At 70.8% G+C, this 21,708-nt stretch carries 22 protein-coding genes and 1 tRNA gene; 14 read left to right on the top strand and 9 right to left on the bottom strand.

What is annotated here, in order from left to right:
- Complete coding sequence (locus DEJ03_RS16815; RefSeq protein ID WP_110865520.1) at positions 1-1,071, bottom strand: diacylglycerol kinase family protein; 1,071 nt, start codon at positions 1,069-1,071, stop codon at positions 1-3.
- Between the two features lie 54 nt (positions 1,072-1,125).
- On the opposite strand from DEJ03_RS16815, the gene serS reads away from it, so the two are divergent.
- The 5 genes from serS to DEJ03_RS16790 all read left to right on the top strand — a co-directional run bounded on the left by serS (position 1,126) and on the right by DEJ03_RS16790 (position 4,509).
- Entirely contained in the window at positions 1,126-2,388 is a 1,263-nt protein-coding gene (gene serS, locus DEJ03_RS16810) for a serine--tRNA ligase (protein ID WP_110865519.1), read from the top strand.
- Positions 2,385-3,248: an HAD family hydrolase gene (locus DEJ03_RS16805; RefSeq protein WP_110865518.1), complete on the top strand. Its 864-nt coding sequence runs from the start codon at positions 2,385-2,387 to the stop codon at positions 3,246-3,248. The genes serS and DEJ03_RS16805 overlap by 4 nt, the downstream gene beginning before the upstream one ends.
- 83 nt (positions 3,249-3,331) lie before the next feature.
- Positions 3,332-3,416 (top strand) — tRNA-Ser (locus DEJ03_RS16800).
- Positions 3,417-3,430: 14 nt separating this feature from the next.
- Entirely contained in the window at positions 3,431-3,949 is a 519-nt protein-coding gene (locus tag DEJ03_RS16795; protein ID WP_258370896.1) for a GNAT family N-acetyltransferase, read from the top strand.
- Positions 3,946-4,509 (top strand): GrpB family protein, encoded by a 564-nt coding sequence (locus tag DEJ03_RS16790; protein ID WP_110865516.1) that lies wholly within the window; start codon positions 3,946-3,948, stop codon positions 4,507-4,509. The genes DEJ03_RS16795 and DEJ03_RS16790 overlap by 4 nt, the downstream gene beginning before the upstream one ends.
- An 84-nt stretch (positions 4,510-4,593) precedes the next feature.
- Here DEJ03_RS16790 and DEJ03_RS16785 read toward each other — a convergent pair whose 3' ends face one another.
- Positions 4,594-5,289 (bottom strand): SDR family oxidoreductase, encoded by a 696-nt coding sequence (locus DEJ03_RS16785; protein WP_110865515.1) that lies wholly within the window; start codon positions 5,287-5,289, stop codon positions 4,594-4,596.
- Between the two features lie 84 nt (positions 5,290-5,373).
- Between DEJ03_RS16785 and DEJ03_RS16780 the strand changes: the two genes are divergently transcribed.
- Positions 5,374-5,829: a helix-turn-helix domain-containing protein gene (locus tag DEJ03_RS16780; RefSeq protein WP_110865514.1), complete on the top strand. Its 456-nt coding sequence runs from the start codon at positions 5,374-5,376 to the stop codon at positions 5,827-5,829.
- A gap of 69 nt (positions 5,830-5,898) precedes the next feature.
- Here DEJ03_RS16780 and DEJ03_RS16775 read toward each other — a convergent pair whose 3' ends face one another.
- Positions 5,899-6,912, bottom strand: a complete 1,014-nt coding sequence (locus DEJ03_RS16775) for a LacI family DNA-binding transcriptional regulator (RefSeq protein ID WP_232536521.1) — start codon at positions 6,910-6,912, stop codon at positions 5,899-5,901.
- A 76-nt stretch (positions 6,913-6,988) separates the two neighbouring features.
- Positions 6,989-8,239: a Gfo/Idh/MocA family protein gene (locus tag DEJ03_RS16770; RefSeq protein WP_375342301.1), complete on the bottom strand. Its 1,251-nt coding sequence runs from the start codon at positions 8,237-8,239 to the stop codon at positions 6,989-6,991.
- A gap of 202 nt (positions 8,240-8,441) precedes the next feature.
- Between DEJ03_RS16770 and DEJ03_RS16765 the strand changes: the two genes are divergently transcribed.
- The 5 genes from DEJ03_RS16765 to DEJ03_RS16745 all read left to right on the top strand — a co-directional run bounded on the left by DEJ03_RS16765 (position 8,442) and on the right by DEJ03_RS16745 (position 13,088).
- Positions 8,442-9,416, top strand: a complete 975-nt coding sequence (locus DEJ03_RS16765) for a carbohydrate ABC transporter permease (RefSeq protein ID WP_228516654.1) — start codon at positions 8,442-8,444, stop codon at positions 9,414-9,416.
- Between the two features lie 11 nt (positions 9,417-9,427).
- Positions 9,428-10,369 (top strand): carbohydrate ABC transporter permease, encoded by a 942-nt coding sequence (locus tag DEJ03_RS16760; protein WP_027466099.1) that lies wholly within the window; start codon positions 9,428-9,430, stop codon positions 10,367-10,369.
- A gap of 26 nt (positions 10,370-10,395) precedes the next feature.
- Positions 10,396-11,769, top strand: a complete 1,374-nt coding sequence (locus DEJ03_RS16755) for a sugar ABC transporter substrate-binding protein (RefSeq protein ID WP_220034158.1) — start codon at positions 10,396-10,398, stop codon at positions 11,767-11,769.
- 131 nt (positions 11,770-11,900) lie between these two features.
- Positions 11,901-12,371, top strand: a complete 471-nt coding sequence (locus DEJ03_RS16750) for a BLUF domain-containing protein (protein ID WP_051596847.1) — start codon at positions 11,901-11,903, stop codon at positions 12,369-12,371.
- A gap of 108 nt (positions 12,372-12,479) precedes the next feature.
- Entirely contained in the window at positions 12,480-13,088 is a 609-nt protein-coding gene (locus DEJ03_RS16745; RefSeq protein WP_146237772.1) for a ScbR family autoregulator-binding transcription factor, read from the top strand.
- Positions 13,089-13,112: 24 nt separating this feature from the next.
- Here the strand turns inward: DEJ03_RS16745 and DEJ03_RS16740 are convergent, their stop codons facing one another.
- From DEJ03_RS16740 to DEJ03_RS16730, 3 genes are all read right to left on the bottom strand, one after another.
- Positions 13,113-13,541: a BLUF domain-containing protein gene (locus DEJ03_RS16740; protein ID WP_110865510.1), complete on the bottom strand. Its 429-nt coding sequence runs from the start codon at positions 13,539-13,541 to the stop codon at positions 13,113-13,115.
- Positions 13,542-13,617: 76 nt separating this feature from the next.
- Entirely contained in the window at positions 13,618-14,772 is a 1,155-nt protein-coding gene (locus DEJ03_RS16735; RefSeq protein ID WP_110865509.1) for an AI-2E family transporter, read from the bottom strand.
- Positions 14,773-14,782: 10 nt separating this feature from the next.
- Positions 14,783-16,000, bottom strand: a complete 1,218-nt coding sequence (locus DEJ03_RS16730) for an MFS transporter (protein ID WP_110865508.1) — start codon at positions 15,998-16,000, stop codon at positions 14,783-14,785.
- A gap of 68 nt (positions 16,001-16,068) precedes the next feature.
- Here DEJ03_RS16730 and DEJ03_RS16725 point away from each other — a divergent pair, with 68 nt between their 5' ends.
- From DEJ03_RS16725 to DEJ03_RS16715, 3 genes are read left to right on the top strand one after another with little or no spacing between them, the layout of a single operon-like run.
- Positions 16,069-16,860: an MSMEG_4193 family putative phosphomutase gene (locus tag DEJ03_RS16725; RefSeq protein WP_110865507.1), complete on the top strand. Its 792-nt coding sequence runs from the start codon at positions 16,069-16,071 to the stop codon at positions 16,858-16,860.
- A 33-nt stretch (positions 16,861-16,893) separates the two neighbouring features.
- A complete protein-coding gene (locus DEJ03_RS16720; RefSeq protein ID WP_071406497.1) occupies positions 16,894-17,421 on the top strand; it encodes a DUF3090 domain-containing protein in 528 nt (175 codons plus the stop codon).
- Positions 17,418-18,176 carry an SCO1664 family protein gene (locus tag DEJ03_RS16715; RefSeq protein WP_110865506.1) on the top strand — a complete coding sequence of 253 codons (759 nt, stop codon included), beginning with the start codon at positions 17,418-17,420 and terminating at the stop codon, positions 18,174-18,176. Before DEJ03_RS16720 ends, DEJ03_RS16715 begins: the two co-directional genes overlap by 4 nt.
- A gap of 70 nt (positions 18,177-18,246) precedes the next feature.
- On the opposite strand, the gene DEJ03_RS16710 is transcribed toward DEJ03_RS16715, so the two are convergent.
- Together DEJ03_RS16710 and DEJ03_RS16705 are read right to left on the bottom strand one after the other, a co-directional pair.
- Positions 18,247-20,265 (bottom strand): VWA domain-containing protein, encoded by a 2,019-nt coding sequence (locus DEJ03_RS16710; RefSeq protein WP_110865505.1) that lies wholly within the window; start codon positions 20,263-20,265, stop codon positions 18,247-18,249.
- Positions 20,258-21,643, bottom strand: coding sequence for an AAA family ATPase (locus DEJ03_RS16705; protein WP_110865504.1), 1,386 nt, complete (start codon positions 21,641-21,643; stop codon positions 20,258-20,260). Before DEJ03_RS16705 ends, DEJ03_RS16710 begins: the two co-directional genes overlap by 8 nt.
- Between the last annotated feature and the right edge of the window lie 65 nt (positions 21,644-21,708).

Raw genomic sequence — 21,708 nt, 5'->3', positions numbered from 1 at the left:
TCAGGGCACCTGGCGCGAGCCGTGGCGGTCATCCGCCGGGTCCGGCACGCGCACGGAGAGCCCCATCGGGTCGATCCTCGAGCGGAAGGCGATGACCTCGCCCACCGGGTCGCCGTCGATCTCGAACTCGTCGGGTCGCTCGAGCCGTGCGGTGAACTCCTGCCCGCGCAGGTAGCGCAAGGGACGTTCCTCGCGCGATTTCGACACGATCTTCTTGCCGACGGCGGTCTTGCCCAGGGTCGAACGGCGGAAGGCCCGCAGGATCCCGTTCTCCCAGAACACCCGGGCGCCGATCCGCACCCATCCGAAGAACCCGCGCGGCCGCATGACGGCGATGTCGAACACCCCGTCGTCGATCTCGGCGTCGGGCAGCAGGATCGCGCCGGCCTGCAGCATCCCGCAGTTGCCGACGATGAGCGAGTGCGCTCGGAGCGAGTGGTTGCCGTCGTCGTCGAGCTGGTAACGGAACTCGAACGCGTTGGCGTCGCGCACCGAACGGAACAGCGAGTCGACGTAGGCGAGCCAGCCGACCTTCTTCTTCAGCTCGGGACGGGTGTTCACGAGCATCCGGGCGTCGAGCCCCAGGCCCGCCATCACCAGGAAGCCGAAGCGTTCGCGCTCGCCGCCCGGTCGCTCGACCTTGAGCATGCCGAAGTCGATCTTGCGGTCGTCGCCGTGGAAGATCGTCCGGACGCTCGCGCCGAGGTCGTCGAGGGGCAGCTTCATGTTGCGGGCGAGCAGGTTTCCGGTGCCGCTCGGCAGCAGCGCCAGGGTCGAACCGGCTTCGTGCACGACCTCGGCGACCGCACGGACCGTGCCGTCACCGCCGGCTGCGGCGACGACGTGGGCACCGGCCTCGATCGCGGCGCGGGCCATGCCGCCGCCCGGGTCTTCTTCCGAGGTCTCGAACCACAGGGTGTCGGCCCAGCCGGCTGCCTGCTGCTGTTCTTCGACGGTGCGCTTGAGGGTCGGCAGGTGGACCTTGACCGGGTTGTAGACCACCGCGGCCGTCCGCTGCTCGGTGGGGAGGGCGTCCTGGTCCGCGGGCGCGGTCTCCGAAGGGGTCGACATACGTTCACGCTACCGATCGAGGCTGCGTGCGGTTGCCTTGTCTAGGATGGAGCGGTGATCGATCCACAGCTGCTTCGCGACAACCCGGACGTCATCAAGGCTTCACAGCGGGCACGCGGTGCCTCCGAGGCCGTCGTGGACGAAGCCGTCGCCGCCGATTCCGCCCGCCGCAGCGCGATCACCTCGTTCGAGTCGCTCCGTGCGGAGCAGAACGCGTTCGGCAAGACCGTCGCCAAGGCCCCGAAGGACGAGAAGGCCGCGCTCGTACAGCAGGCCCAGGCCCTCGCCGCCGAGGTGAAGGAGGCGCAGGCCACCGTCACCGCGGCCGAGGACACCTTCAACACCGTCGTCCGCGGCATCCCGAACGTCGTGCTCCCCGGGGTCCCCGAGGGTGGCGAGGACGACTTCGTCACGCTCCGCACCGTCGGCACCAAGCCCGAGTTCGACTTCGAGCCGAAGGACCACGCCGACCTCGGTGAGCACCTCGGCATCATCGACATCCCGCGTGGCGTGAAGGTCTCCGGCTCGCGCTTCTACTTCCTGCGCGGCATGGGCGCCCGGCTCGAGATCGCGCTGATGTCGCTCGGCCTCGACCGTGCGATCGCTGCCGGCTTCGAGCCGCTCATCACCCCGACGCTCGTCCGCCCCGAGACGATGGCCGGCACCGGGTTCCTCGGTGAGCACGCGGCCGAGGTCTACCGGCTCGAAGCCGACGACCTGTACCTGACCGGCACGAGCGAGGTCGCCCTGGCCGGCTTCCACGCCGACGAGATCCTCGACATCGAGAAGACCGCGCACCGCTACGCCGGCTGGTCGACCTGCTACCGGCGTGAGGCCGGGTCGGCGGGCAAGGACAACCGCGGCATCCTCCGCGTGCACCAGTTCAACAAGCTCGAGATGTTCACCTACGTGCACCCCGACGAGGCCGAGGCCGAGCACGAGAAGCTCGTCGGGTACCAGGAGCAGATGCTCCAGGACCTCGGGCTCCACTACCGCGTGATCGACGTCGCCGGCGGTGACCTCGGCACGAGCGCCGCGAAGAAGTACGACATCGAGGCCTGGGTCCCGACGCAGGGCACGTTCCGCGAGCTCACCTCGACGTCGAACTGCACGACGTACCAGGCCCGCCGCCTCGACATCCGCTACCGCACCGAGAGCGGCAAGACCGCCCCGGTCGCCACCCTGAACGGCACCCTCGCCACCACCCGCTGGATCGTCGCGATCCTCGAGACGCACCAGCAGGCCGACGGTTCCGTCGTCGTGCCGGAGGTCCTGCGCCCCTACCTCGGTGGCGTCGAGGTGATCGAGCCCCGATGAGCACCCAGGGACGATTCGTCGACGGCACCGAGCAGGGCGCGGGCACCGACGCGCCCGCCCGCACCAAGCGCTGGCTGGTCGCGCTCGACATCGACGGCACCACCATGCGCGAGGACGGTGTCATCACGCAGGCGGTGGTCGCCGCCGTGCGCGACGCCGAGGCCGCCGGGCACGAGGTCATGCTCTCGACCGGCCGCAGCGAGGGCATGACCGTGCCCCTGCTCGAGACCCTCGGCATCCGGCCGAAGTACCTGGTGTGCGCGAACGGTGCGCTCATCCTGGCCCGTCGCGCCGACGGTTCCTACGTGCGCGAACACGTCGAGCGGTTCGACCCGTCCGAGGTGCTGCAGACCATCCACGGCGCGCTCGAGAACGCCGCGTTCGGCGTCGAGGACGAGACCGGTCACTTCCTGCTGTCCGGCAACTTCCCCGACGACACGATGACCGTCGAGGGCGAGCACGTGCCGTTCGAGCAGCTGCTCGGCGTCGAGGCCACCCGCGTCGTCGTCATCTCACCCGGCCACGACACCGAGGACTTCCTGCAGATCGTCGAGCAGATGGGCCTGCACAAGGTCTCGTACTCCGTCGGCTGGACGTCGTGGCTCGACATCGCTCCGGAGGGCGTGACGAAGGCCACCGCGATGGAGCGCGTCCGCGAGTGGCTCGACATCCCGCGTTCCCGCGTCTTCGCCGCGGGCGACGGCCGCAACGACATCGACATGCTCCGCTGGGCCTCGACCTCCGGTCGCGGCGTCGTCATGGGCCAGGCCCCCGACGACGTCGTCGACGCCGGCAACGAGCTCACCGGCGGCGTCACCGACGACGGCCTGGCAGCGGCGCTCGACTCCCTGCCCCGTTAGTCCGCGCTCGCGCGCACCCCTGCCTGGAGGCCCGGGTAGACTTCCCGGGACGCGATCACGTCTCGCCACGTGGTCGCGTCACTGGAGGGTTGTCCGAGCGGCCGATGGAGCCTGTCTTGAAAACAGGTGGGCAGAGATGTCTCGTGGGTTCGAATCCCACACCCTCCGCGATGGACACACGGTTGCGCCCACTCCGCCTCGACGACGCGGCCGTCCTGGCTGCGGTCATCACCGAGAACGCTGACCACCTGCGACCGTGGGAACCGGCCCGAGCGCCGTCTTACTACACGGAGTCGGGCCAGCGGGACGTCATCACGCAGGCCCTCGCCACGCAGCGCGCCGGCAACGCGGTGCCGTTCGTCATCGAGTCGACCGACGGGGAACTCCTCGGCCGGATCACGCTGAGCGGCGTCGTCCGCGGCGCCCTGCAGTCGTGCGCGATGGGGTACTGGATCCGCGCCGACCGCACGCGCCAGGGCCATGCGTCCCGCGCTGTCCGCGCGGCGGCCGATCACGCGTTCGACGTGCTCCGTCTGCACCGCGTGCAGGCCGAGACCCTGCCCGAGAACGTCGGCTCGCAGCGCGCGCTCGAGTCGGCGGGCTTCACCCGGTACGGCTTCGCGCCGGAGTACATCAAGATCGACGGCGTCTGGCGCGACCACGTCATGTTCCAGCTCCTCGCGCCGACGCCGGCCCCGTGATCGAGGTCGTCGCGTACCGGTCGTCCTGGCCCGACCGGTTCCGGCAGCTGCACGATGCGTACGCCGCCGCGCTCGTCGACGCTGACGTGCCGTTCCGGAGCATCGAGCACGTTGGCAGCACCTCCGTGCCGGGCTTGGCGGCGAAGCCCGTGCTCGACGTCGACGTCGTGGTGGACACTGCCGACGTCCCGGCTGCAGTGGCGGCGATGGCGACGATCGGCTTCGAGCCGCGCGGCGAACTCGGCGTCCCGGACAGGCAGGCGTTCCGGGCACCGGAGCGGTTCGCCCCGACCAACACCTACGTCGTCGCGGCCGGGTCGCTCGCGCTGCGGAACCACCTGGCCGTTCGCGACGTCCTGCGTGCCGACCCGGCGCTCCGCGACGAGTACGCCGCCGTGAAACGCCGGGCGGCCACCGAGGCCGAGGACATCGACGACTACATCGAGCGCAAGAGCGAGGTGCTGGGCCGGATCCTGCGGGCCGGTGGAATGGCTGACGACGAGCGCGCCGCCATCACCGCCACGAACCGTCGGATCACCGACCGCGGCGCGGGTGGCTGACGCGATCGGGGCGGGTGACGGTTCTGGTTCAGGAACCCGGGTGTTCGTGAACCAGAACCGTCACCGTCCCGACGAGAACCGGCCTCAGGCGCTGGCGAGCATCGGGTAGAGCGCGGTGAGCGGGGCGCTCAGGCCGGCACGGACGTCGCGGCTGACCTGGTCGGCGAGGACCTCGTGCTCGCCGGCCTCGACCGCGTCCCAGATCGACCGGACGATGTCGGCGGGGTCGGACTTCTCGACGTCGAGGTCGGCGATCATGCCGGTGTCGGTGTAGCCGAGGTGGGCGCCGACGACCTGGGTGCCCTGGGGTGCGAGCTCGAGGCGCAGGGAGTTCGTGATCGACCAGAACGCGGCCTCCGACGCCGAGTACGCGCCGGCGAGGGCGACCCAGCTCAGGGCGGAGTGCACGTCGACCAGCGCACCGTTGGCGATCGAGGGGGCGAAGGCCTTGGCGACGCGGAGTGCACCGAAGACGTTGGTGGCGAAGATGCGCTCGACCTCTTCGACGGAGACGTCGACGAGCGGGTCGGAGCCGGCGATCCCGGCGTTGTTCACGAGGACGGTCACGTCGGCTGCGGCGCGGGCCGCGGCGTCGACGCTCTCCTGGCTCGTGACGTCGAGGGCGAGCGGGACGATGCGCTCGTCGTCCCAGGTGCGCGGGTTGCGGGCGGTCGCGTAGACCTTGGTGGCGCCACGCTCCAGGGCCTGGCGGACGAACTCGGCGCCGAGGCCGCCGTTCGCTCCGGTGACGAGGACGACGGCGTTGGTGAGGTCGGTCATGAGTGCTCCAGACGAGAGAAGTTGAGTACGGAAACCGAACCTAGCACGTTGTGTCCGGAAATCGAACCCAGCTAGGATGAGCACATGCTCGGCATCCTCGGCGGCGACGAGCGCTGCCCCATCGCACGCTCCCTCGACGTCCTCGGCGAGAAGTGGACGCTCATGATCGTCCGCGACGCCGTCGGTGGCTCGACGCGCTTCAGCCAGTTCCAGCAGAGCCTCGGCATCCCGCGCGAGGTCCTGACCGCACGCCTGGCCTCACTCGTCGACGGGGGAGTGCTCGAGCGCACGACCTACAAGCCCGAGGGGGCACGTGCCCGCGAGGAGTACGTCCTGACCGACGCAGGCCGCGACCTGTCGCTCGTGCTGCTCGCCCTCGGCGGCTGGGCCGACCGGCACCGCCCGTCCGAGCGGGCGTCGGACCTGCGCTTCGTCGACGCCGAGACCGGCGAGGCGGTCGAGGCCGCTGCCGTGACCGTGGATGCGCAGCAGCGCATCCCGACCGCGCGCCTCCGCGCTGTCATGGAGCCAGCGTCCTGAACGCGAGCAGCTGACGGACAGGAGGCCCGTGGCGGCCCGCCCCGCGCCTCCAGGCCGTCGGTGGGTGCGTCAGCGACGCACGTCGCACCCGCAACTCGCGCCGAGGACCAGCTCGGCGGGGACCAGGTCGCGGTGCCACTGGTTGTCGGCGTCGAGGCCGAGCACGCGGTCGACTGCGGCGACCGCCATCGTCTCGATCGGCTGCCGGACCGTGGTGAGCTGCGGGTTGGTGTAGTCCGCCTCGGCCGCGCCGTCGAACGACACGATCGCGACGTCCTCGGGGACGCGCAGACCGAGTTCCCACAGTGCGCGCATGACGCCGATCGCCTGCATGTCCGAACTGACGAAGACGGCTCGGGGTCCGGTCTCGTCGGCGAACATGCGGAGGCCGGCTTCGTAGCCACCGCGCCGGGTGAAGTCGGTGCGGACGATGGGCCCGTCGGGCAGGCCAGCCTGGCGCAGGGCACGCATCCAGCCCTGCTCGCGGAGCTCCATCGAGCCGGTGTGCCCCATCACGAGGCCGATCGAGCGGTAGCCGTGCTCGACCAGGTGCTGCGTGCCGTCGAGAGCGCCACGCAGGGCGTCGACACCGATGCTGGCGTACTCGGGGACCTCGAAGAACGTGTTGAGCAGGACCATCGGCAGGCCGGGGTCGGTGACGGTCGACAGGTCCGGGTGGGTCATGATGCTCGTCACGATGATGCCGTCGACCTGGCGGGCGGACAGGCTGCGGAGCCGCTCGCGCTCCTGGGCGGCGTCGCCGTCGCTGTTGGCGAGCAGGACGTCGTAGCCGCGTGCGGCGGCGGCGTGGGTGACCGCGACGGCGAGCTCGGACCAGAACGGGTTGTCGAGTTCGGGCACGATCAGGCCGAGCATCTTCGACGAGCCGGTGCGCAGGGCCTGGGCGCTCGCGTTCGGGCGGTAGCCGAGGACGCGGATGGCCTCGCGCACCCGGGCGGCGGTGGCGGCGGCGACGGGGCGCGGTCCGTCGTGCACGACGTAGCTGACGACGGAGGTGCTGACCCCGGCGTAGCGGGCGACGTCCGCACGGGTGACCGCCCTGGGGTTCGTCGGGACGGTCACGGGTGCCACCTTCGTCGGGTCCGGGAGCGTCGTTCGGGTGCCGGCCCACGACGGACCGGCACCCGAACGACACGTGTTACTCGGACGCGATCGTAGCCGACGACGTGCTGTCTGCTGACGTCCGTGCGCTCGCCGTCTCGGGGGCGTCACCGAAGTCCGGCACGTCGAGGCGGGCGCCACCCTGCAGCGCGGACTGGTGGGCGATGATGCCCGGCAGGGTGAAGCGCGCGGCGGTCCAGGCGTTCACCGGCGGCAGGGTGCGGCCGACGACGGCGCGGACGAAGTCGTCGGCGAGGAACTGGTGGCTGCCCTCGTGCCCGGTCGGCACGCCGTCGTACTCGGCGGGCAGACGGTCGGTGTCGTGCACCTCGGCGTAGCCGGAGACGAACGCGTCGCGCAGGGACGGGTCGACGTCGGCCAGGCGCGGGTCGTCGAGGGACATCGTCGCCTGCGTGTCGATCTTGTCGCTGATGTCGTACGAGTCCTCCTTGTCCTGCCAGACGCTGGTCTTCGCGAGCTGCTCGAAGCTTGCCTCGGTGCCGAAGTAGCGGAAGCGCGACTCACGGATGTGCGACGGGTAGCCGACGCGACGCATCTCGTTGATGCGCATGACGCCGCCGTTGTCGAGCTCGAACAGGGCGGTGGCGTTCGAGAAGTCGTTGTCGAACTGGCTGACGTCCTTGTCGAAGACACCGTCGCCGCGGTCGTCCTTGACGCCGATGCAGCTGACGCTGACCGCGTGCCCGGGGATCGCACCGAGGACCCCGCCGACGGAGTGCGTCGGGTAGAGCATGGGCGGGTAGCTGGCGGTGCGCTTCCACTCCTCGCCGCCGCTGTACTGGTACGCGGCGTAGAAGCCGAGGTCCATGTCGTGCACGTAGTCACCCTCGGCGTAGAACACCCGGCCGAAGGCGCCGGCGGCGACCTGCTTGCGGGCGAACACCGTCGCGGGGTTGTAGTAGCTCGTCTCGCCCATCATGTAGGTCAGGCCGGTCTCGCGGACCGCCTGGATGATGTCGCGGATCTCGTCGACGGAGATCGCCATCGGCACGGCGGAGTACACGTGCTTGCCGGCGCGCAGGGCCTTGACCACGAGCGGGCCGTGGGTCCAGCGCTGCGTGAAGATCGCGACGGCGTCGACGTCCGAGGCGAGGACCGCATCGAAGTCCGGGAACGTGCCGTCGAGGTGCTGCGTCTCGACGAGTTCGGACGCGCGCTCGTCGACGAGGTCCGTGACGTAGACCCGGTCCACGTCGGGGTGGAGCTTGAACAGCTTGGCGAACTGGGGGGCGAACTGGCCCGCGCCGACCATTCCGACAGAGATCATCAGTGACCTTTCCAGGGGTGTGGGATGCGTCGCCGAGCGGGTCGCTCCGATGCGATCGAGCGCCATCCTGACACACCCTGTCTACACGTGACAACCCCCGTCGATGGCCCGAAAAGAGCCTCTTGCCAGCAGTGGTCCCCACGTGTAGATTCCCGGCTCACGGACTGCTGCACGTCAGTCCACCGCAGACGAAGGAGTCGCGATGGCAACCGAGAGCCCTGTGTCGTCACCCTTGACGACCGCCAGCACGAGACGGAGGAGTCGGTCCGCCGACCTCGCCCGTGCCCGCACCACCGCACCACGGCGCCGCCCCAGGAACGACCTGTGGCTCGCGCTCGTCTTCATCGCCCCGGCAGCCGTCGGGTTCGCGGTGTTCCTCGCCTGGCCGACCGTGCGGGGCATCTACCTGAGCTTCACGTCGTACAACCTGCTCACCGAGCCCGAGTTCACCGGCCTGCAGAACTACGCCCGCCTGGTGCAGGACTCGATCTTCTGGCACTCGATGGTGGTGACGGTCGAGTACGTCCTCATCAACATCGTCATCCAGACCGTCGTCGCGCTGTTCATCGCCGTGATGATGCACCGCCTGACGAAGTCGACCTTCGTGCGCGGCATCGTGCTCGCGCCGTACCTGGTGTCGAACGTCGTCGCCGCCCTGGTCTGGCTCTGGATCCTCGACACCCAGCTCGGCATCGGCAACGAGATGCTCGCCGCACTCGGGCTCGACCGCATCCCGTTCCTGCAGAGCGACGTCTGGGGCATCCCCTCGATCGCGCTCATCAACGTCTGGCGGCACGTCGGCTACACGGCACTGCTCATCTTCGCCGGCCTGCAGTCGCTGCCCGAGACCGTGTACGAGGCCGGACGCATCGACGGTGCGAGCGAGTGGAAGATGTTCTGGCGCATCACGGTGCCACTGCTCCGCCCGATCCTGTCCCTGGTGCTGATCATCACCGTGATCGGGTCGTTCCAGGTGTTCGACACCGTCGCCGTCACCACGCAGGGCGGCCCCGCGAACGCCACGAACGTCGTGCAGAACTACATCTACAACCTGGCGTTCGGCCGGTTCCAGTTCGGCTACGCGTCCGCGGTCTCGGTCGCGCTCCTCATCGTCCTCAGCATCATCACGATCATCCAGTACCGCCTCACCCGCTCGGGTGAGTCCGACCTGGACTGAACGGAAGCGCCATGACCACGACACTCACCCGTTCCGTCACCACGTCCCGCCCGCCGCGGATGGGCGCCGGCCACCGTCGTCGCCCGTCGCTCGGCCGCGTGCTCGCCTGGGTCGCGATGATCCTCGTCATCGTCGTCACCCTGTTCCCGTTCTACTGGATCCTGCGCACCGCGCTGTCGTCGAACACCGCGATCAACTCCGACCCCACCTCGCTGCTGCCCGTCGGGTTCAGCCTGGGCGGGTTCGAGCGGGTCTTCGGCCTGCAGTCCACCGAAGAGGCGTTGGCGCAGGGCGGCTCCGGCGCCGCGCTGAACTTCTGGCGGTACCTGCTCAACTCGATCCTGGTGTCGACGCTCGTCACCGTCGGCCAGGTGTTCTTCTCGGCAGCGGCCGCCTACGCCTTCGCCCGGCTGCGCTGGCCCGGTCGCGACAAGGTGTTCGGGGTGTTCCTGGCCGGACTGATGGTCCCCGCGATCTTCACGCTGCTGCCGAACTTCACCCTCATCAAGCAGCTCGGGCTCGTCGACAACCTGCTCGGCATCGCCCTGCCGACGATGTTCATGACCCCGTTCGCGGTGTTCTTCCTGCGGCAGTTCTTCCTCGGCATCTCGAAGGAGGTCGAAGAGGCGGCGCTCATCGACGGCGCCGGGAAGGTCCGCGTGTTCTTCCGGCTCGTCATCCCGATGGCCGCGGCCCCGATCGCCACGCTCGCCGTGCTGACGTACATCACGAGCTGGAACGACTACTTCTGGCCGCTCATGGTGTCGTACACGGACAGCTCGCGGGTGCTGACCGTCGCGCTCGGCGTCTTCAAGTCGCAGACCCCGCAGTCCGGCACCGACTGGGCCGGGCTCATGGCCGCGACCCTGGTGGCGGCGCTCCCGATGATCCTGCTGTTCGGCGTCTTCGCCAAGCGGATCGTCAACTCCATCGGCTTCTCCGGGATCAAGTGACCCGGCTGTCGGACAGGACGAACACCATGACGAACCAACTGACCCGCCGCACGCTCTTCGCCGGCGGCGCCTCCGCCCTGGCCCTCGGCGCGCTCGCCGCCTGCTCGTCGCCCGGTCGCCGCACGACCAACCGGTCGGGTGCGCGGACCGTGAGCTACTGGCTCTGGGACGCCAACCAGCAGCCCGCGTACCAGGCCGTCGCCGACGCGTTCCACCGCGCGAACCCGGACATCACCGTGAAGATCACCCAGCTCGGGTGGAACGACTACTGGACCAAGCTCACCGCGGGCTTCATCGCCGGCACCGCGCCCGACGTCTTCACCGACCACCTGACGAAGTTCCCGCAGTACGCCGACCTCGACGTGCTCTACAAGCTCGACGAACTCGACGCCACGAAGAGCATCCGTGACGACGACTACCAGTCCGGGCTCGCCGAACTGTGGAAGGGCCAGGACGGCCACCGCTACGGCTCGCCGAAGGACTGGGACACCGTCGCGATGTTCTACGACAGGAAGGCGATGGCGAAGGCCGGGGTCTCCGCCGAGGAACTCGGGTCGCTCGAGTGGAACCCGGACGACGGCGGCACGTTCGAACGGATGCTCGCGCGGCTGACCGTCGACTCGAAGGGCCGACGTGGCGACGAGGACGGCTTCGACAAGGAGGACGTCGCCGTCTACGGCATCTCGTCGAACGGCTCGGGCGGTGACGGCTTCGGCCAGACCCAGTGGTCACCGTTCACCGGATCGGTCGACTGGTTCTACACGAACGAGAACCCGTGGGGCGACAGGTTCCGCTACGACGAGCGGGTCGTGCAGGACACCCTCGCCTGGTACTACCGGCTTGCCGAGAAGGGCTACATGGCGAAGTACGGGGTGTTCTCCACCACGACCGGGCCCGAGGTCCAGCTCGGCGCCGGCAAGTGCGCGCTGTCGTTCAACGGCTCGTGGATGATCGGTTCGTACCTCGGCATGGAGGACCTCGACGTCGCGGTCGCCCCGACCCCGATCGGCCCGTCGGGTCACCGTGCGTCGATGTTCAACGGGCTCGGCGACTCGATCACGAAGCAGGCGAAGGACCCCGAGGCCGCGGCGAAGTGGGTGGCGTTCCTGGGCAGCGACGAGGCGCAGCGGATCGTCGGTGAGAGCGGGATCGTGTTCCCCGCCCGTCCCGCGGGCACCGAGGCTGCCGTGGCGTCGTTCCGGAAGCGCGGGCTCGACGTCTCGGCGTTCACCCGGCAGGTCGAGGAGGACACCACGTTCCTGTTCCCGGTCACGAAGAACCCCGCCGACGTGCAGGCCCTGCTGCAGCCCGCCTTCGACGACGTCTACGCGAACGGCAAGCCGATCTCGACGCTGACCGGGGTCAACGAACAGGTCAACAACCTGCTCGCCCTCACCTGATCGAAACCCGAAACCCGAAACCCGAAACCCGAAACCCGACACCCCGCCCGTCGTCCGCATGCCGCACCGTCCGGTGCGGTGTGCGGACGACGCGTTGACCGTGCCGCCGACCACGACCCAGACTGCAGGGGATGACCTCCCTCACCTCCCTCGTCTACATGTCCGTCGCCGTCGACGACCTGACCGACGACCAGCTGGTCGCCATGCTGCGTGAGGCGCGGCTCCGCAACCACGCGCTCGGCGTCTCCGGGCTCCTGCTCGCCAAGGGCGGCCGTTTCATGCAGGTGCTCGAGGGTCCGGTCTGGAGCGTCGAGGACCGCTTCGCCGCGATCGAGCGCGACCCGCGGCACACCGGCGTGAAGTCGTTGTCGCGTGAGTCCATCAGCACGCGTCGGTTCGACGGCTGGGCGATGGCGTTCGGCAGCCCGACCGGGGACGAGCTCCGTGACGAGCCCGGGTTCAGTACCTTCCTCAGCGACCGCACCGGTCTGCCGACCGGGGTGGCGGGCACGCCCGCCGACTGGCTGCTCCGCTGGTTCCGTGGGCGCGACCTGCAGGACCTGCCCGAGGAGCGCATCACGCTCGGCCGGCACGCGGCCTGAGACGCGCCGCCCCTCGGACTGCCGGCACGCGGCCTGAGCCGCACCACCCCTCGGACTGGAGGGACGGTGCGGGCCCGTCCCGTGCCTCCAGACTGTGAGACTGGTCCCGTGGAACGACGTGAGCAGATCCTGGTGGCCGCGGCGGAGGAGTTCGACCGCGTCGGCTTCGCCGGCGCGACGATCGCGGGCATCGCCCGCGCGGCGGGCGTCTCGCAGGGCACCCTGCACTTCCACTTCCCGACGAAGCTCGCCCTGGCGCTCGGCGTCATCGGCGAGCAGAACGCCCGCACCTTCGACGTCGTCAGCCACACCGACAGCTCGCCGGTCGCCGCGCTGATCGGTGCGTCGCACGGCATCGCCGACCTGCTCCGGACCGACCCGATCGTGCGGGCCGGGATTCGGCTGTCGCTGGAGCGCGGCGAGTTCCAGACCGCGACGCTGAGCTTCTACGAGCAGTGGATCGGCGGGATCGTCGACGTGTTCCGGTTGGCGGTCGCGAGCGGGGAACTCCGGACGGAACTGACCGCGGAGCAGCTCGGATCGACGGTGGTGCCCTACTTCACCGGCGTGCAGCTCGTGTCCGACGTCCGGACGCGGCGCACCGACCTGATGCCGGCCGTGGCGACGATGTGGCGCGTGGTGATCGCGGCGACGGCGGACCCGAAGCACCGCGACCGGCTGCTCGCCGTCGTCGAGGACGCGTTCGGCGAAGGCTGATCCGTGACGGCGTGCGGGGTCGGATCAGAGGTCGTGCAGCTCGCGGTCGCGGAACCACTTCAGCAGCCAGGCCGCACTGGTCCGGTCGAACGAGCGCGGGAAGTCCATCGTGCCGGAGAGGAAGGGACTGAAGCCCTCCTCGGACCGGATGTCCGAGTCGTCGAGCGCGCGGTAGGCCATCGACCAGCCGTCGAACCGTCGGCGCTCGATGTCCTCGCGCACGAGGGACTTCACCTCACCGTGCCGTCGGTCCTTCGCGATGACGTCGTACCGGTCCTGCACGCTCCACGCGGGCCCCTCGAGCAGCTGCATGAACCGGCCGCCCTTGGCGAGCAGGAGCCCGGAGACCCCGAGCGCTTCGTTGCGCAGCCGGGACTCCGCGAGCAGCACCGCCATGGCTTGGTCGTCGAAGGGGACGACGGCACGGCTCATGTAGACGATGGAGACGAGCACTCCTCCATCCTGCTGGGTGAAAGGCCGCTGCGCGAAGCGGATGTCCGCAACGCGCCCCACGGATCGGCGCTGCGGATCAGCCCTGCGGCAGCTCGTGCGCGGTGACGTCCTCGTTGCGCTTCTTCCGCCACGGACGGGCCGGGGTGTTCGGGCCGTCCCAGACCAGGATCGCGCCCCAGGCGGCGGCGATCAGCGGCACCGAGATGATCGCGCCGGTGATGCCGGCGAGGACGGTGCCGGCGGTCAGCCCGATCAGGATGACGAGGCCGTGCAGCTTGAGGGTGCGCCCCATCAGGACGGGCTGCAGCAGGTTGCCCTCGAGCTGGTTCACCAGCACCACGATGCCGATCACGATGAGCGCCTGCACCGGACCGAGGGCCACGAGCGCGACCAGGGCGGCGAGGATGCCGGCGGCGGTGGCACCGACGATCGGGATGAACGCGGTGATGAAGACGATGACGGCCAGCGGCAGGGCGAGCGGGACGCCGACGATGGCGATGCCGACTCCGATGCCGATCGCGTCGACCGCCGCGACCGTGGCGGTGCCGCGGACGTACCCGCCGAGGGTGGAGACAACCCGGTCGCCGACGCGACGTGCTCGGGCGTAGCGCTCACCGGTGAAGGGGCGGAGCAGGAACTCCCAGATGCTCGGGCCGTCCTTCAGGAAGAAGAACAGCACGACGATCATCAGGACGAGCCCGGTCAGGAAGTTCGCGGTGGCCGAGGCGCCGGCGAGTGCACCGGAGCCGAACTGCGCGCTCGTGACGAAGTCGGACGCCGACGCGACCGCGTCGTCGATCTGCTTGTCCGAGATCGAGAACGGCAGGTTCTTCGCGAACTCCTGCAGTTGCTGGAACCCGTCGACTGCCGACTTCTGCAGCTGCGCCCACTGGTTCTCGACGGCGACGACGATGAGCCAGCCGATCAGCCCCAGGATCGCGAGGACGCCGATGAGCACCGCGAGGGTGGCCAGCACGGACGGCACCCGGTGCTTGCGGAGCCACGACACCACGGGGTGCATGGCCGACGCGATGATGAGCGCGAGGAGCACCGGGATCGTGACGACGCTCAGGATGTTGCTCGCCCAGACGATGCCGGCGACGACCACCACGACGATGATGAGCTGCAGGCACCGGGTCGCGAGGTGCCCGGCGGAGTCGGACCACGCGGCCTGGACCCTGGACGGCGGGGCTGGGGTGGTCGGGCGCGGAGCGTCGCGGAAGAACGGCATGCCTGAGACGCTACCGACCGGACGGCCGCCGCGCCGGTTCCGACGGCTCGATCGTCCGCCCGGTGTCCTGTCCCCGCGTCGCCGGGGCGACCAGGAACGCCGCGACCAGCAGGACGAGCGGCACGAGCATCGCCGTCTGCAGGCCGAGGTGCTCCCCGACGAAGCCGAGCAGCGGCGGCCCCACCAGGAACGCGATGTACCCGGCGGTGGCCACCACCGACACCCGGCGGTCGCCGTCGGTGGGGTGGTCGCCGGCGGCGGAGATCGACAGCGGGAACCCGAGGGCGATGCCCAGACCCCAGACGCCGGCGGCCGCCGCGGTGACGATCGGACTCGGTGACAGCACGACGAGCAGGACCCCCACCGCACCGACCGCGGCACAGACCCGGATGACCGGGGCGCGTCCGAACCGGGCGACGAGCGGGGTGCCGGCCGCACGACCGATGAGCATGGCGAGGGCGAACCCGGTGAACACGAGGGACCCGACGGACTCGGGGGCGTCGTGGTCGGTGGTCATCAGCAGCGGGAGCCAGTCGCTCGCTGCACCCTCGGCGAAGGCCATCGCCAGCGTGATCACGGCGATCATGGCGAGCTGCACGGTGAGGACGGAGCGGCGGGCTCCCTTGCGGGCGCCGGGAGCATCGGCGGGCGCATCGGTCGGTGTCTCACGGGGCACCGGCCGCAGGTTCAGCGCCGCGAACACCGCCAGCGCGGCCATCACCGCGGCGCCGACGAGCAGGTGCACCCGGACCGGGGTCCCCGCCGCCGTCATGGCGATGCCGACGACCCCACCGACCACGCTGCCGAGGCTGAAGCACGCGTGCAGCACCGGCACGACCGGTCGCCCGATCTGCCGTTCGACCGCGGCGGCCTCGACGTTCAGCCCGATCTCGGCGACGCCCGCCCCGAAGCCGATCAGGAACAGCCCAGCCCAGACCCCGGCGACGACCTGCGCCGGGGCGAGCAGCGCGACGAGCACCATGCCGACGACGGGCAGCGCGCCCCCGAGCAGGATCAGCGGGCGGTTGCCGGTCCGTCGCACCAGCGCCCCGGCACCGAGGATCCCGATCATCGACCCGATCGACAGCCCGAGCAGGACGAGGCCCATCGCCTCGATCGAGGCGCCGAGCTCATCGCGGATCGCGGGCGTCCGGGTGATCCACGTCGCGATCCCGAACCCGGTCACCGTCGACGTGGCGAAGAGTGCGAGTCGATGCCGCCCGGCCATGCCCCCATCTGATCGGTCCCCGGGCGGCCCGTCAAGGGCGACCGCGTCCCGCGCTTAGGATCGGGCGCATGGCGACCGTCCTCCTCGTCCGTCACGGACGCACCACCGCGAACGCCACCGGCGTCCTGGCCGGACGCACCGCCGGCGTGCGACTCGACGCCGTCGGCCGCACCCAGGCCGAGCGGACCGCGGAGCGCATCGCCGCGGTGCCCGTCGTCGCCGTGGTGTCGAGTCCGCTCGAGCGCTGCCGACAGACCGCCCGCGCGATCCTGGACCGGCAGACGGACCGGCAGACGGACCGGCAGACCGATCGGCAGACCGGTGCACCCGCCTCGCTGATCGAGCGGGCCATCACCGAGGCCGACTACGGGCAGTGGCAGGGCCGGAAGCTCGCCGACCTGGCGAAGGAGCCCCTCTGGCGCACGGTGCAGGCGAACCCGAGCGCCGTCGTGTTCCCCGGCGGTGAGTCCATGCAGACGATGCAGTCCCGGGCCGTCGCGGCCGTCCGGCGCATCGACGCCGAGGTCGAGGCGGAGCACGGACCCGGCGCCGTCTGGGTCGCGGTGAGCCACGGCGACATCATCAAGAGCGTCCTCGCCGACGCGTTCGGCATGCACCTGGACCTGTTCCAGCGCATCGGCGTCGGGCCGGCCTCGGTGTCCGTCGTGCGCTACGGCGAGCACCGCCCGGAGGTCGTCGCGACGAACACCGAGTCCGGTGACCTGTCCTGGCTGCGCACCGCCCCGGCGCCCAGCGGGGACGCCGCGGTCGGCGGCGGCGCGGGTCATCCGGAACCCGATGCGCACACCGGCACCGGGCGTCCGGCGCCCGACGCGCCCGCGGGTCCTGCCGGACCCTGAACGGCCGGAGCCGAGCGCTCCTACAATGCGGGTATGCCCACCATCGTCCACGGCTTCGACTGGCCGGACCGCCTCGTCGTCGGCACCATCGGCCGTCCGGGTGAGCGCGCCTTCTACATTCAGGCCCGCTCCGGTCGGCGCGTCACCAGCGTCGCGCTCGAGAAGGAGCAGACCGCCGTGCTCGCCGACAAGATCGACGAGCTCCTCGACGAGGTGGCGACCGTCGACGACAACCGCTTCAGCGTGCCGCCGTCGGTGCCCGTCGAACTCCGCGACCCGGAGCCGCTCGACCAGCCCGTCGAGGCCGAGTTCCGCGCCGGGGCCCTGAGCCTGGGCTTCGACCCGTCCACCGCGCAGGTCGTCATCGAGGCGTACCCGATCGACGACGAGGTCGAGATCGTGTCCGAGGAGAGCGAGGACGGCATCGAGATCGAGGCCGTCGTCGAGATCCCCGAGCCCGCCGAGCTGTTCCAGGTGAAGATCCCGGTCGGCACCGCCCGGGCCTTCGTCGAGCGCACGCGCGAGGTCGTCGCCGCCGGTCGTCCGCCCGGCGACGCATGAGCGACGGCTCGCTGTCCGTCCGGGCGCGCATCCGTGAGGCGTCCAACGCCACCTTCCTCGCCGAACTCGACGGTGCGACCGTCGTCTACAAGCCCATCGAGGGCGAGCGCCCGCTGTGGGACTTCCCGGACGGCACGCTCGCCGGCCGCGAGATCGCCGCGCACCTGGTCTCCGAGGCGTTCGGCTGGGGTGTCGTCCCACCCACGTGGATGGGCGACGGTCCGTTCGGGCCCGGCATGGTGCAGCGCTGGCAGGACGTCGACCCCGAGCAGGACGCCGTCGACCTGGTGGCGCCGGATCTCGCCGAGGCGGACGGTTCGCCCTGGCTGCCCGTGCTCGAGGCCATCGACGAACACGACCAGCCCGTGACGCTCGTGCACGAGGACTCCGAGGCCCTGCGCCGGATGGCCGTCTTCGACGTCGTCGTGAACAACGCCGACCGCAAGGGCGGGCACGTGCTCGCGATGCCCGACGGCCACCGTTTCGGCGTGGACCACGGGCTCACCTTCCACGTCGAGCACAAGCTCCGGACGGTCCTGTGGGGCTGGATCGGGGAGCCGCTCGGTCCGGACGAGCTCGAGGGCCTCGACCGGGTGTCCGACGCCCTGCGCGGCGGTCTCGGCGACGAGCTCGCCGAGCACCTGACGGACAAGGAGATCGACACGCTCCGGGCGCGCTGCGCGGCCCTGCGCGCCGTCGGGATCTTCCCGCCGCCGCCCGGTCACGGCCCCGCCGTGCCCTGGCCGCTGTTCTAGACGCACCCAGGGACGGACTGGAGGCCCGTGGCGGTGTCGCCACGGGCCTCCAGTCCGTCCCGTGTGGGCTTCAGAGCCCCCAGTCGTCGCGGAAGAGCGCGCCGCCGGCCCCGCGACGCGAGCCGAGGTACGAACCGACCACGGCGACCCCGAGGTCGTCGTTCTCCGGTGCCACGACGCTGCCGTCCACCCGCTTCGCCATCGCGTCGATGAACCGGGCGAGCCCCGGGTCCTCGCCGAGCCGGAAGAACGTCGTCTGGGCGCCGAGGCGTCCGGCGTTCTCGAGTTCCCGCACGGTCAGCGCGATCGTCACCGGGTCGGGCGGGTAGTCGAACCAGACCTGTCCGTTCGGCTCGAGGTGCGACGTGGGCTCGCCGTCGGTGACGATGAGGAGCACCGGCTGGGCCGTGGGGTGCTTCCGGAAGTGCCGGTTGGCGAGCAGCAGGGCGTGGTGCAGGTTCGTGCCCTTGTCCCACATCGCGTCGAGCCCGACGAGCTGTTCGACGTCCATCACCTCGGCCTCGCGACCGAAGGCGATGAGCTGCAGGTCGTCGCCGCGGAACCGGGTCGACACCAGGGTGTGCAGCGCCAGGGCGGTGCGCTTCATCGGCACCCAGCGGTCTTCCATCGCCATCGAGAACGACGTGTCGACGAGCAGCGCGACGCAGGCCTGGGTGCGGGCCTCGGTCTCCTGCACCTCGACGTCCTCGATGCTCAGGCGCACGCCGGCTCCCTGCCGCCCGCTGGCCGCCGTCCGCACGACGGCGTTCGTGATCGTCCGGGGGATGTCCCAGGGCTCGGTGTCGCCGAACGCCCACTGCCGTGACGCCCCCGAGGGCTCGCCCGCGGCGCCCGAGCGACGGAGGTCCCGCGCGCCCTGGCGACCGGACATCCGCTGAGCGACGTCCTTGAGCAGGCTCTTGCCGAGCTGCCGCATCGCCTTCGGGGTGAGCCGGAGCTGTCCGTCGGCACCGCGGCGCATCGCCCCGGAGTTCCGGAGCGCCTGCTCGAGGCGCTGCAGGGTCTTCGCGTCGACCACCGCCTCGTCGCCGAGCTGCCGGGACAGCGCGTCGAGGTCCAGGTCGTCCAGCTCCGAGCCCGGCCCGGACTGGGCGAGCTGGTCGGCGAGGGCGTCGAGGTCCGCGATGTCCTGGAACACCCCGGTGCCGTCGCCCAGCCCGAGCCCCTGTTCGCCCTCCATGCGCTCGGATCCGCCCCAGTCCTCGCCGGGACGCAGTGCGCGCAGGGTGCTGTCGAGCTGGGACAGCTGCCCCATCAGGTCGGGGGAACCGAAGGCCTGCTGGGCGAGGGCATCGAGTTCGTCCCGCTGCTCCTGGGTCATCGAGTTGCGCATGCGCTGCGCCGCGGCCGCGCGGGCTGCCAGGTCGTCGAGCAGCTCGTCGACGTTCGCCGGGTCCGACGGGAAGTACTCGCCGTGCTGGTCCATGAAGTCGTCGAACTGCTGCTGGGTGTCCTCGCCGCGGGCGTGCGCCTCGAGCAGGGCGTTGAGGTCCTGCATCATCGCGCTGACCGCGGCCCGGTCCTGGTCGGTGGCACCCTCGAGCGCCTGCTTCATGCCGGCGAAGCGCTGATCGAGCACCTCGCGGCCGAGCAGGTCCTTGATCTCGTCGTACTTCTGGCGCGCGGTCGGGCTCGTCCAGTCGTAGTCGCCGAGTTCCTGCACCGCGGCGGCGGGGGAGGGCGACAGGCTGTCGAGCTGCAGTTCGGCCAGGGCCCGGTCGCCGTCGTCGAGGTCGACGTTGCGGGCGAGTTCGCCTCGTTCGGCGAGCAGCGCCTGGTCGAGGAGCTCGCGCACCTGCTGCAGGGTGCCGTCGAGGTTGTTCCTGCTCGTCAGCTCACGGCGGCGCTCGGCCACCCGGCGGGCCAGGTCGTCGAGGCCGCGCTGCGTCCGGCCCCCTCGCCGCAGGAACTCCCGCATCGCGCGCTCGGGCGACGTGCCGCCCATCACGTCCTGCCCGATGGCGTCGAGCGCCTCGGCCAGGTCGACCGGGGCGGCGAGCGGGTCGGGTCCGTCGGTGTACCGGCCGTACCGGGTGTCGCGCGTCAGGCGCCGGTTCTGCCTAGCCATAGACGGCTTCGCCCCCGCCGGACTCCTTGCTGATGCGTCGGGCCAGGAACAGCCCCTCGAGGGCGAGCTCGATCGCGCCGGCGCGTTCGCCGTCGTTCGTGGCACCCATCCGGTCGCACACCTGGTCGTACAGGTCGGACTCGCCGATCGGCGGCAGGCCTTCGAGGAACGCCCGGGCGCTGACCTGCTCGCCCGTGGTCACCATCGTGCCGCCGTCGAGCGCGTCCACGAGCACCGCGAAGTCGAGACCCTTGAAGCGGGAGCGCACGGTCTCGGCGGTCGCGGTGCGGAGCAGGTGCTCGAGGACCTCGTCGGCACGGTCCTCTTCGCCGTTCTCGAACTCGATCTTGCCGCCGAGGACGTCCACCGCGGTCTCGAGGTCGATCGGCCGGGCGACCGCCTCGTCCTCGCCCTGGCGTGCTGCGCGGTGCACCGCGGCCGCGGACACCGTCTCGGCACCGGCGATCGCGAACCGGGCGCTCACACCGCTGCGCTGGTCGACGGCGCTCGAACCACGCAGTGCGCGGGTGAACCGGGCGAGGATCTCGATCAGGGCGTCGGGGACCTCGGCCGTCAGCTGGGCCTCCTGCCGGATGACGGCGATCTCGTCGTCGAGCTCGATCGGGTAGTGCGTGCGGATCTCGGCGCCGAAGCGGTCCTTCAGCGGCGTGATGATCCGGCCGCGGTTCGTGTAGTCCTCGGGGTTCGCGCTCGCCACGACGAGTACGTCGAGCGGCAGCCGCAGCACGTAGCCGCGGATCTGGACGTCGCGCTCCTCCATCACGTTGAGCATCGCGACCTGGATGCGTTCGGCCAGGTCGGGCAGCTCGTTGATCGCGACGATGCCACGGTGCCCGCGGGGGACGAGCCCGAAGTGGATGGTCTCCGGGTCGCCCAGGCTGCGGCCCTCGGCGACCTTCATCGGGTCGACGTCCCCGATCAGGTCGGCGACGCTCGTGTCCGGTGTCGCGAGCTTCTCGACGTAGCGGTCGTCGCGGTGCCGCCAGCTGATCGGCAGGGCGTCGCCGAGGTCGTCGGCGCGCCGGATGCTCGCGGTGGTGATCGGTTCGTACGGGTGCTCGCCGAGCTCGGAGCCGGTGATGACCGGCGTCCACTCGTCGAGCAGGCCCTGCAGGGTGCGGAGCAGGCGGGTCTTGCCCTGGCCGCGCTCGCCGAGCAGGACGACGTCGTGCCCGGCGATGAGGGCGCGTTCGAGCTGGGGGATGACGGTGGTCTCGAAGCCGTGCAGGCCGGGCCACGGATCGGTGCCCTGGCGCAGGGCGGTGAGCAGGTTGTCGCGGATCTCGGCGCGGACCGTCTTCTGGACGTGACCAGAGGTGCGGAGCTCGCCGACCGTGCGGATGTCAGGTCGGGTCACCTCTCCGACGCTACGCCGCGTTCGCGACGGCGACCAGGGTCGGACTGGAGGCCCGTGGCGGGCCC

Origin of the sequence: Curtobacterium sp. MCLR17_043, assembly GCF_003224215.1 — a bacterium.
Classification (GTDB): Bacteria; Actinomycetota; Actinomycetes; order Actinomycetales; family Microbacteriaceae; genus Curtobacterium; species Curtobacterium flaccumfaciens.
This window is presented reverse-complemented; position numbering and strand designations above follow the sequence as displayed.

What these genes read in the sequence shown, in the direction of transcription:
- DEJ03_RS16750 (WP_051596847.1), top strand. Translation starts at nt 11,901, where the DNA reads ATGACCTCCCTCACCTCCCTCGTCTACATGTCCGTCGCCGTCGACGAC.
- DEJ03_RS16815 (WP_110865520.1), bottom strand. Translation starts at nt 1,071, where the DNA reads ATGTCGACCCCTTCGGAGACCGCGCCCGCGGACCAGGACGCCCTCCCC.
- DEJ03_RS16730 (WP_110865508.1), bottom strand. Translation starts at nt 16,000, where the DNA reads ATGGCCGGGCGGCATCGACTCGCACTCTTCGCCACGTCGACGGTGACC.
- DEJ03_RS16780 (WP_110865514.1), top strand. Translation starts at nt 5,374, where the DNA reads ATGCTCGGCATCCTCGGCGGCGACGAGCGCTGCCCCATCGCACGCTCC.
- DEJ03_RS16755 (WP_220034158.1), top strand. Translation starts at nt 10,396, where the DNA reads ATGACGAACCAACTGACCCGCCGCACGCTCTTCGCCGGCGGCGCCTCC.
- DEJ03_RS16760 (WP_027466099.1), top strand. Translation starts at nt 9,428, where the DNA reads ATGACCACGACACTCACCCGTTCCGTCACCACGTCCCGCCCGCCGCGG.
- DEJ03_RS16720 (WP_071406497.1), top strand. Translation starts at nt 16,894, where the DNA reads ATGCCCACCATCGTCCACGGCTTCGACTGGCCGGACCGCCTCGTCGTC.
- DEJ03_RS16770 (WP_375342301.1), bottom strand. Translation starts at nt 8,239, where the DNA reads ATGATCTCTGTCGGAATGGTCGGCGCGGGCCAGTTCGCCCCCCAGTTC.
- DEJ03_RS16725 (WP_110865507.1), top strand. Translation starts at nt 16,069, where the DNA reads ATGGCGACCGTCCTCCTCGTCCGTCACGGACGCACCACCGCGAACGCC.
- DEJ03_RS16715 (WP_110865506.1), top strand. Translation starts at nt 17,418, where the DNA reads ATGAGCGACGGCTCGCTGTCCGTCCGGGCGCGCATCCGTGAGGCGTCC.
- DEJ03_RS16710 (WP_110865505.1), bottom strand. Translation starts at nt 20,265, where the DNA reads ATGGCTAGGCAGAACCGGCGCCTGACGCGCGACACCCGGTACGGCCGG.
- DEJ03_RS16785 (WP_110865515.1), bottom strand. Translation starts at nt 5,289, where the DNA reads ATGACCGACCTCACCAACGCCGTCGTCCTCGTCACCGGAGCGAACGGC.
- DEJ03_RS16735 (WP_110865509.1), bottom strand. Translation starts at nt 14,772, where the DNA reads ATGCCGTTCTTCCGCGACGCTCCGCGCCCGACCACCCCAGCCCCGCCG.
- DEJ03_RS16765 (WP_228516654.1), top strand. Translation starts at nt 8,442, where the DNA reads ATGGCAACCGAGAGCCCTGTGTCGTCACCCTTGACGACCGCCAGCACG.
- DEJ03_RS16805 (WP_110865518.1), top strand. Translation starts at nt 2,385, where the DNA reads ATGAGCACCCAGGGACGATTCGTCGACGGCACCGAGCAGGGCGCGGGC.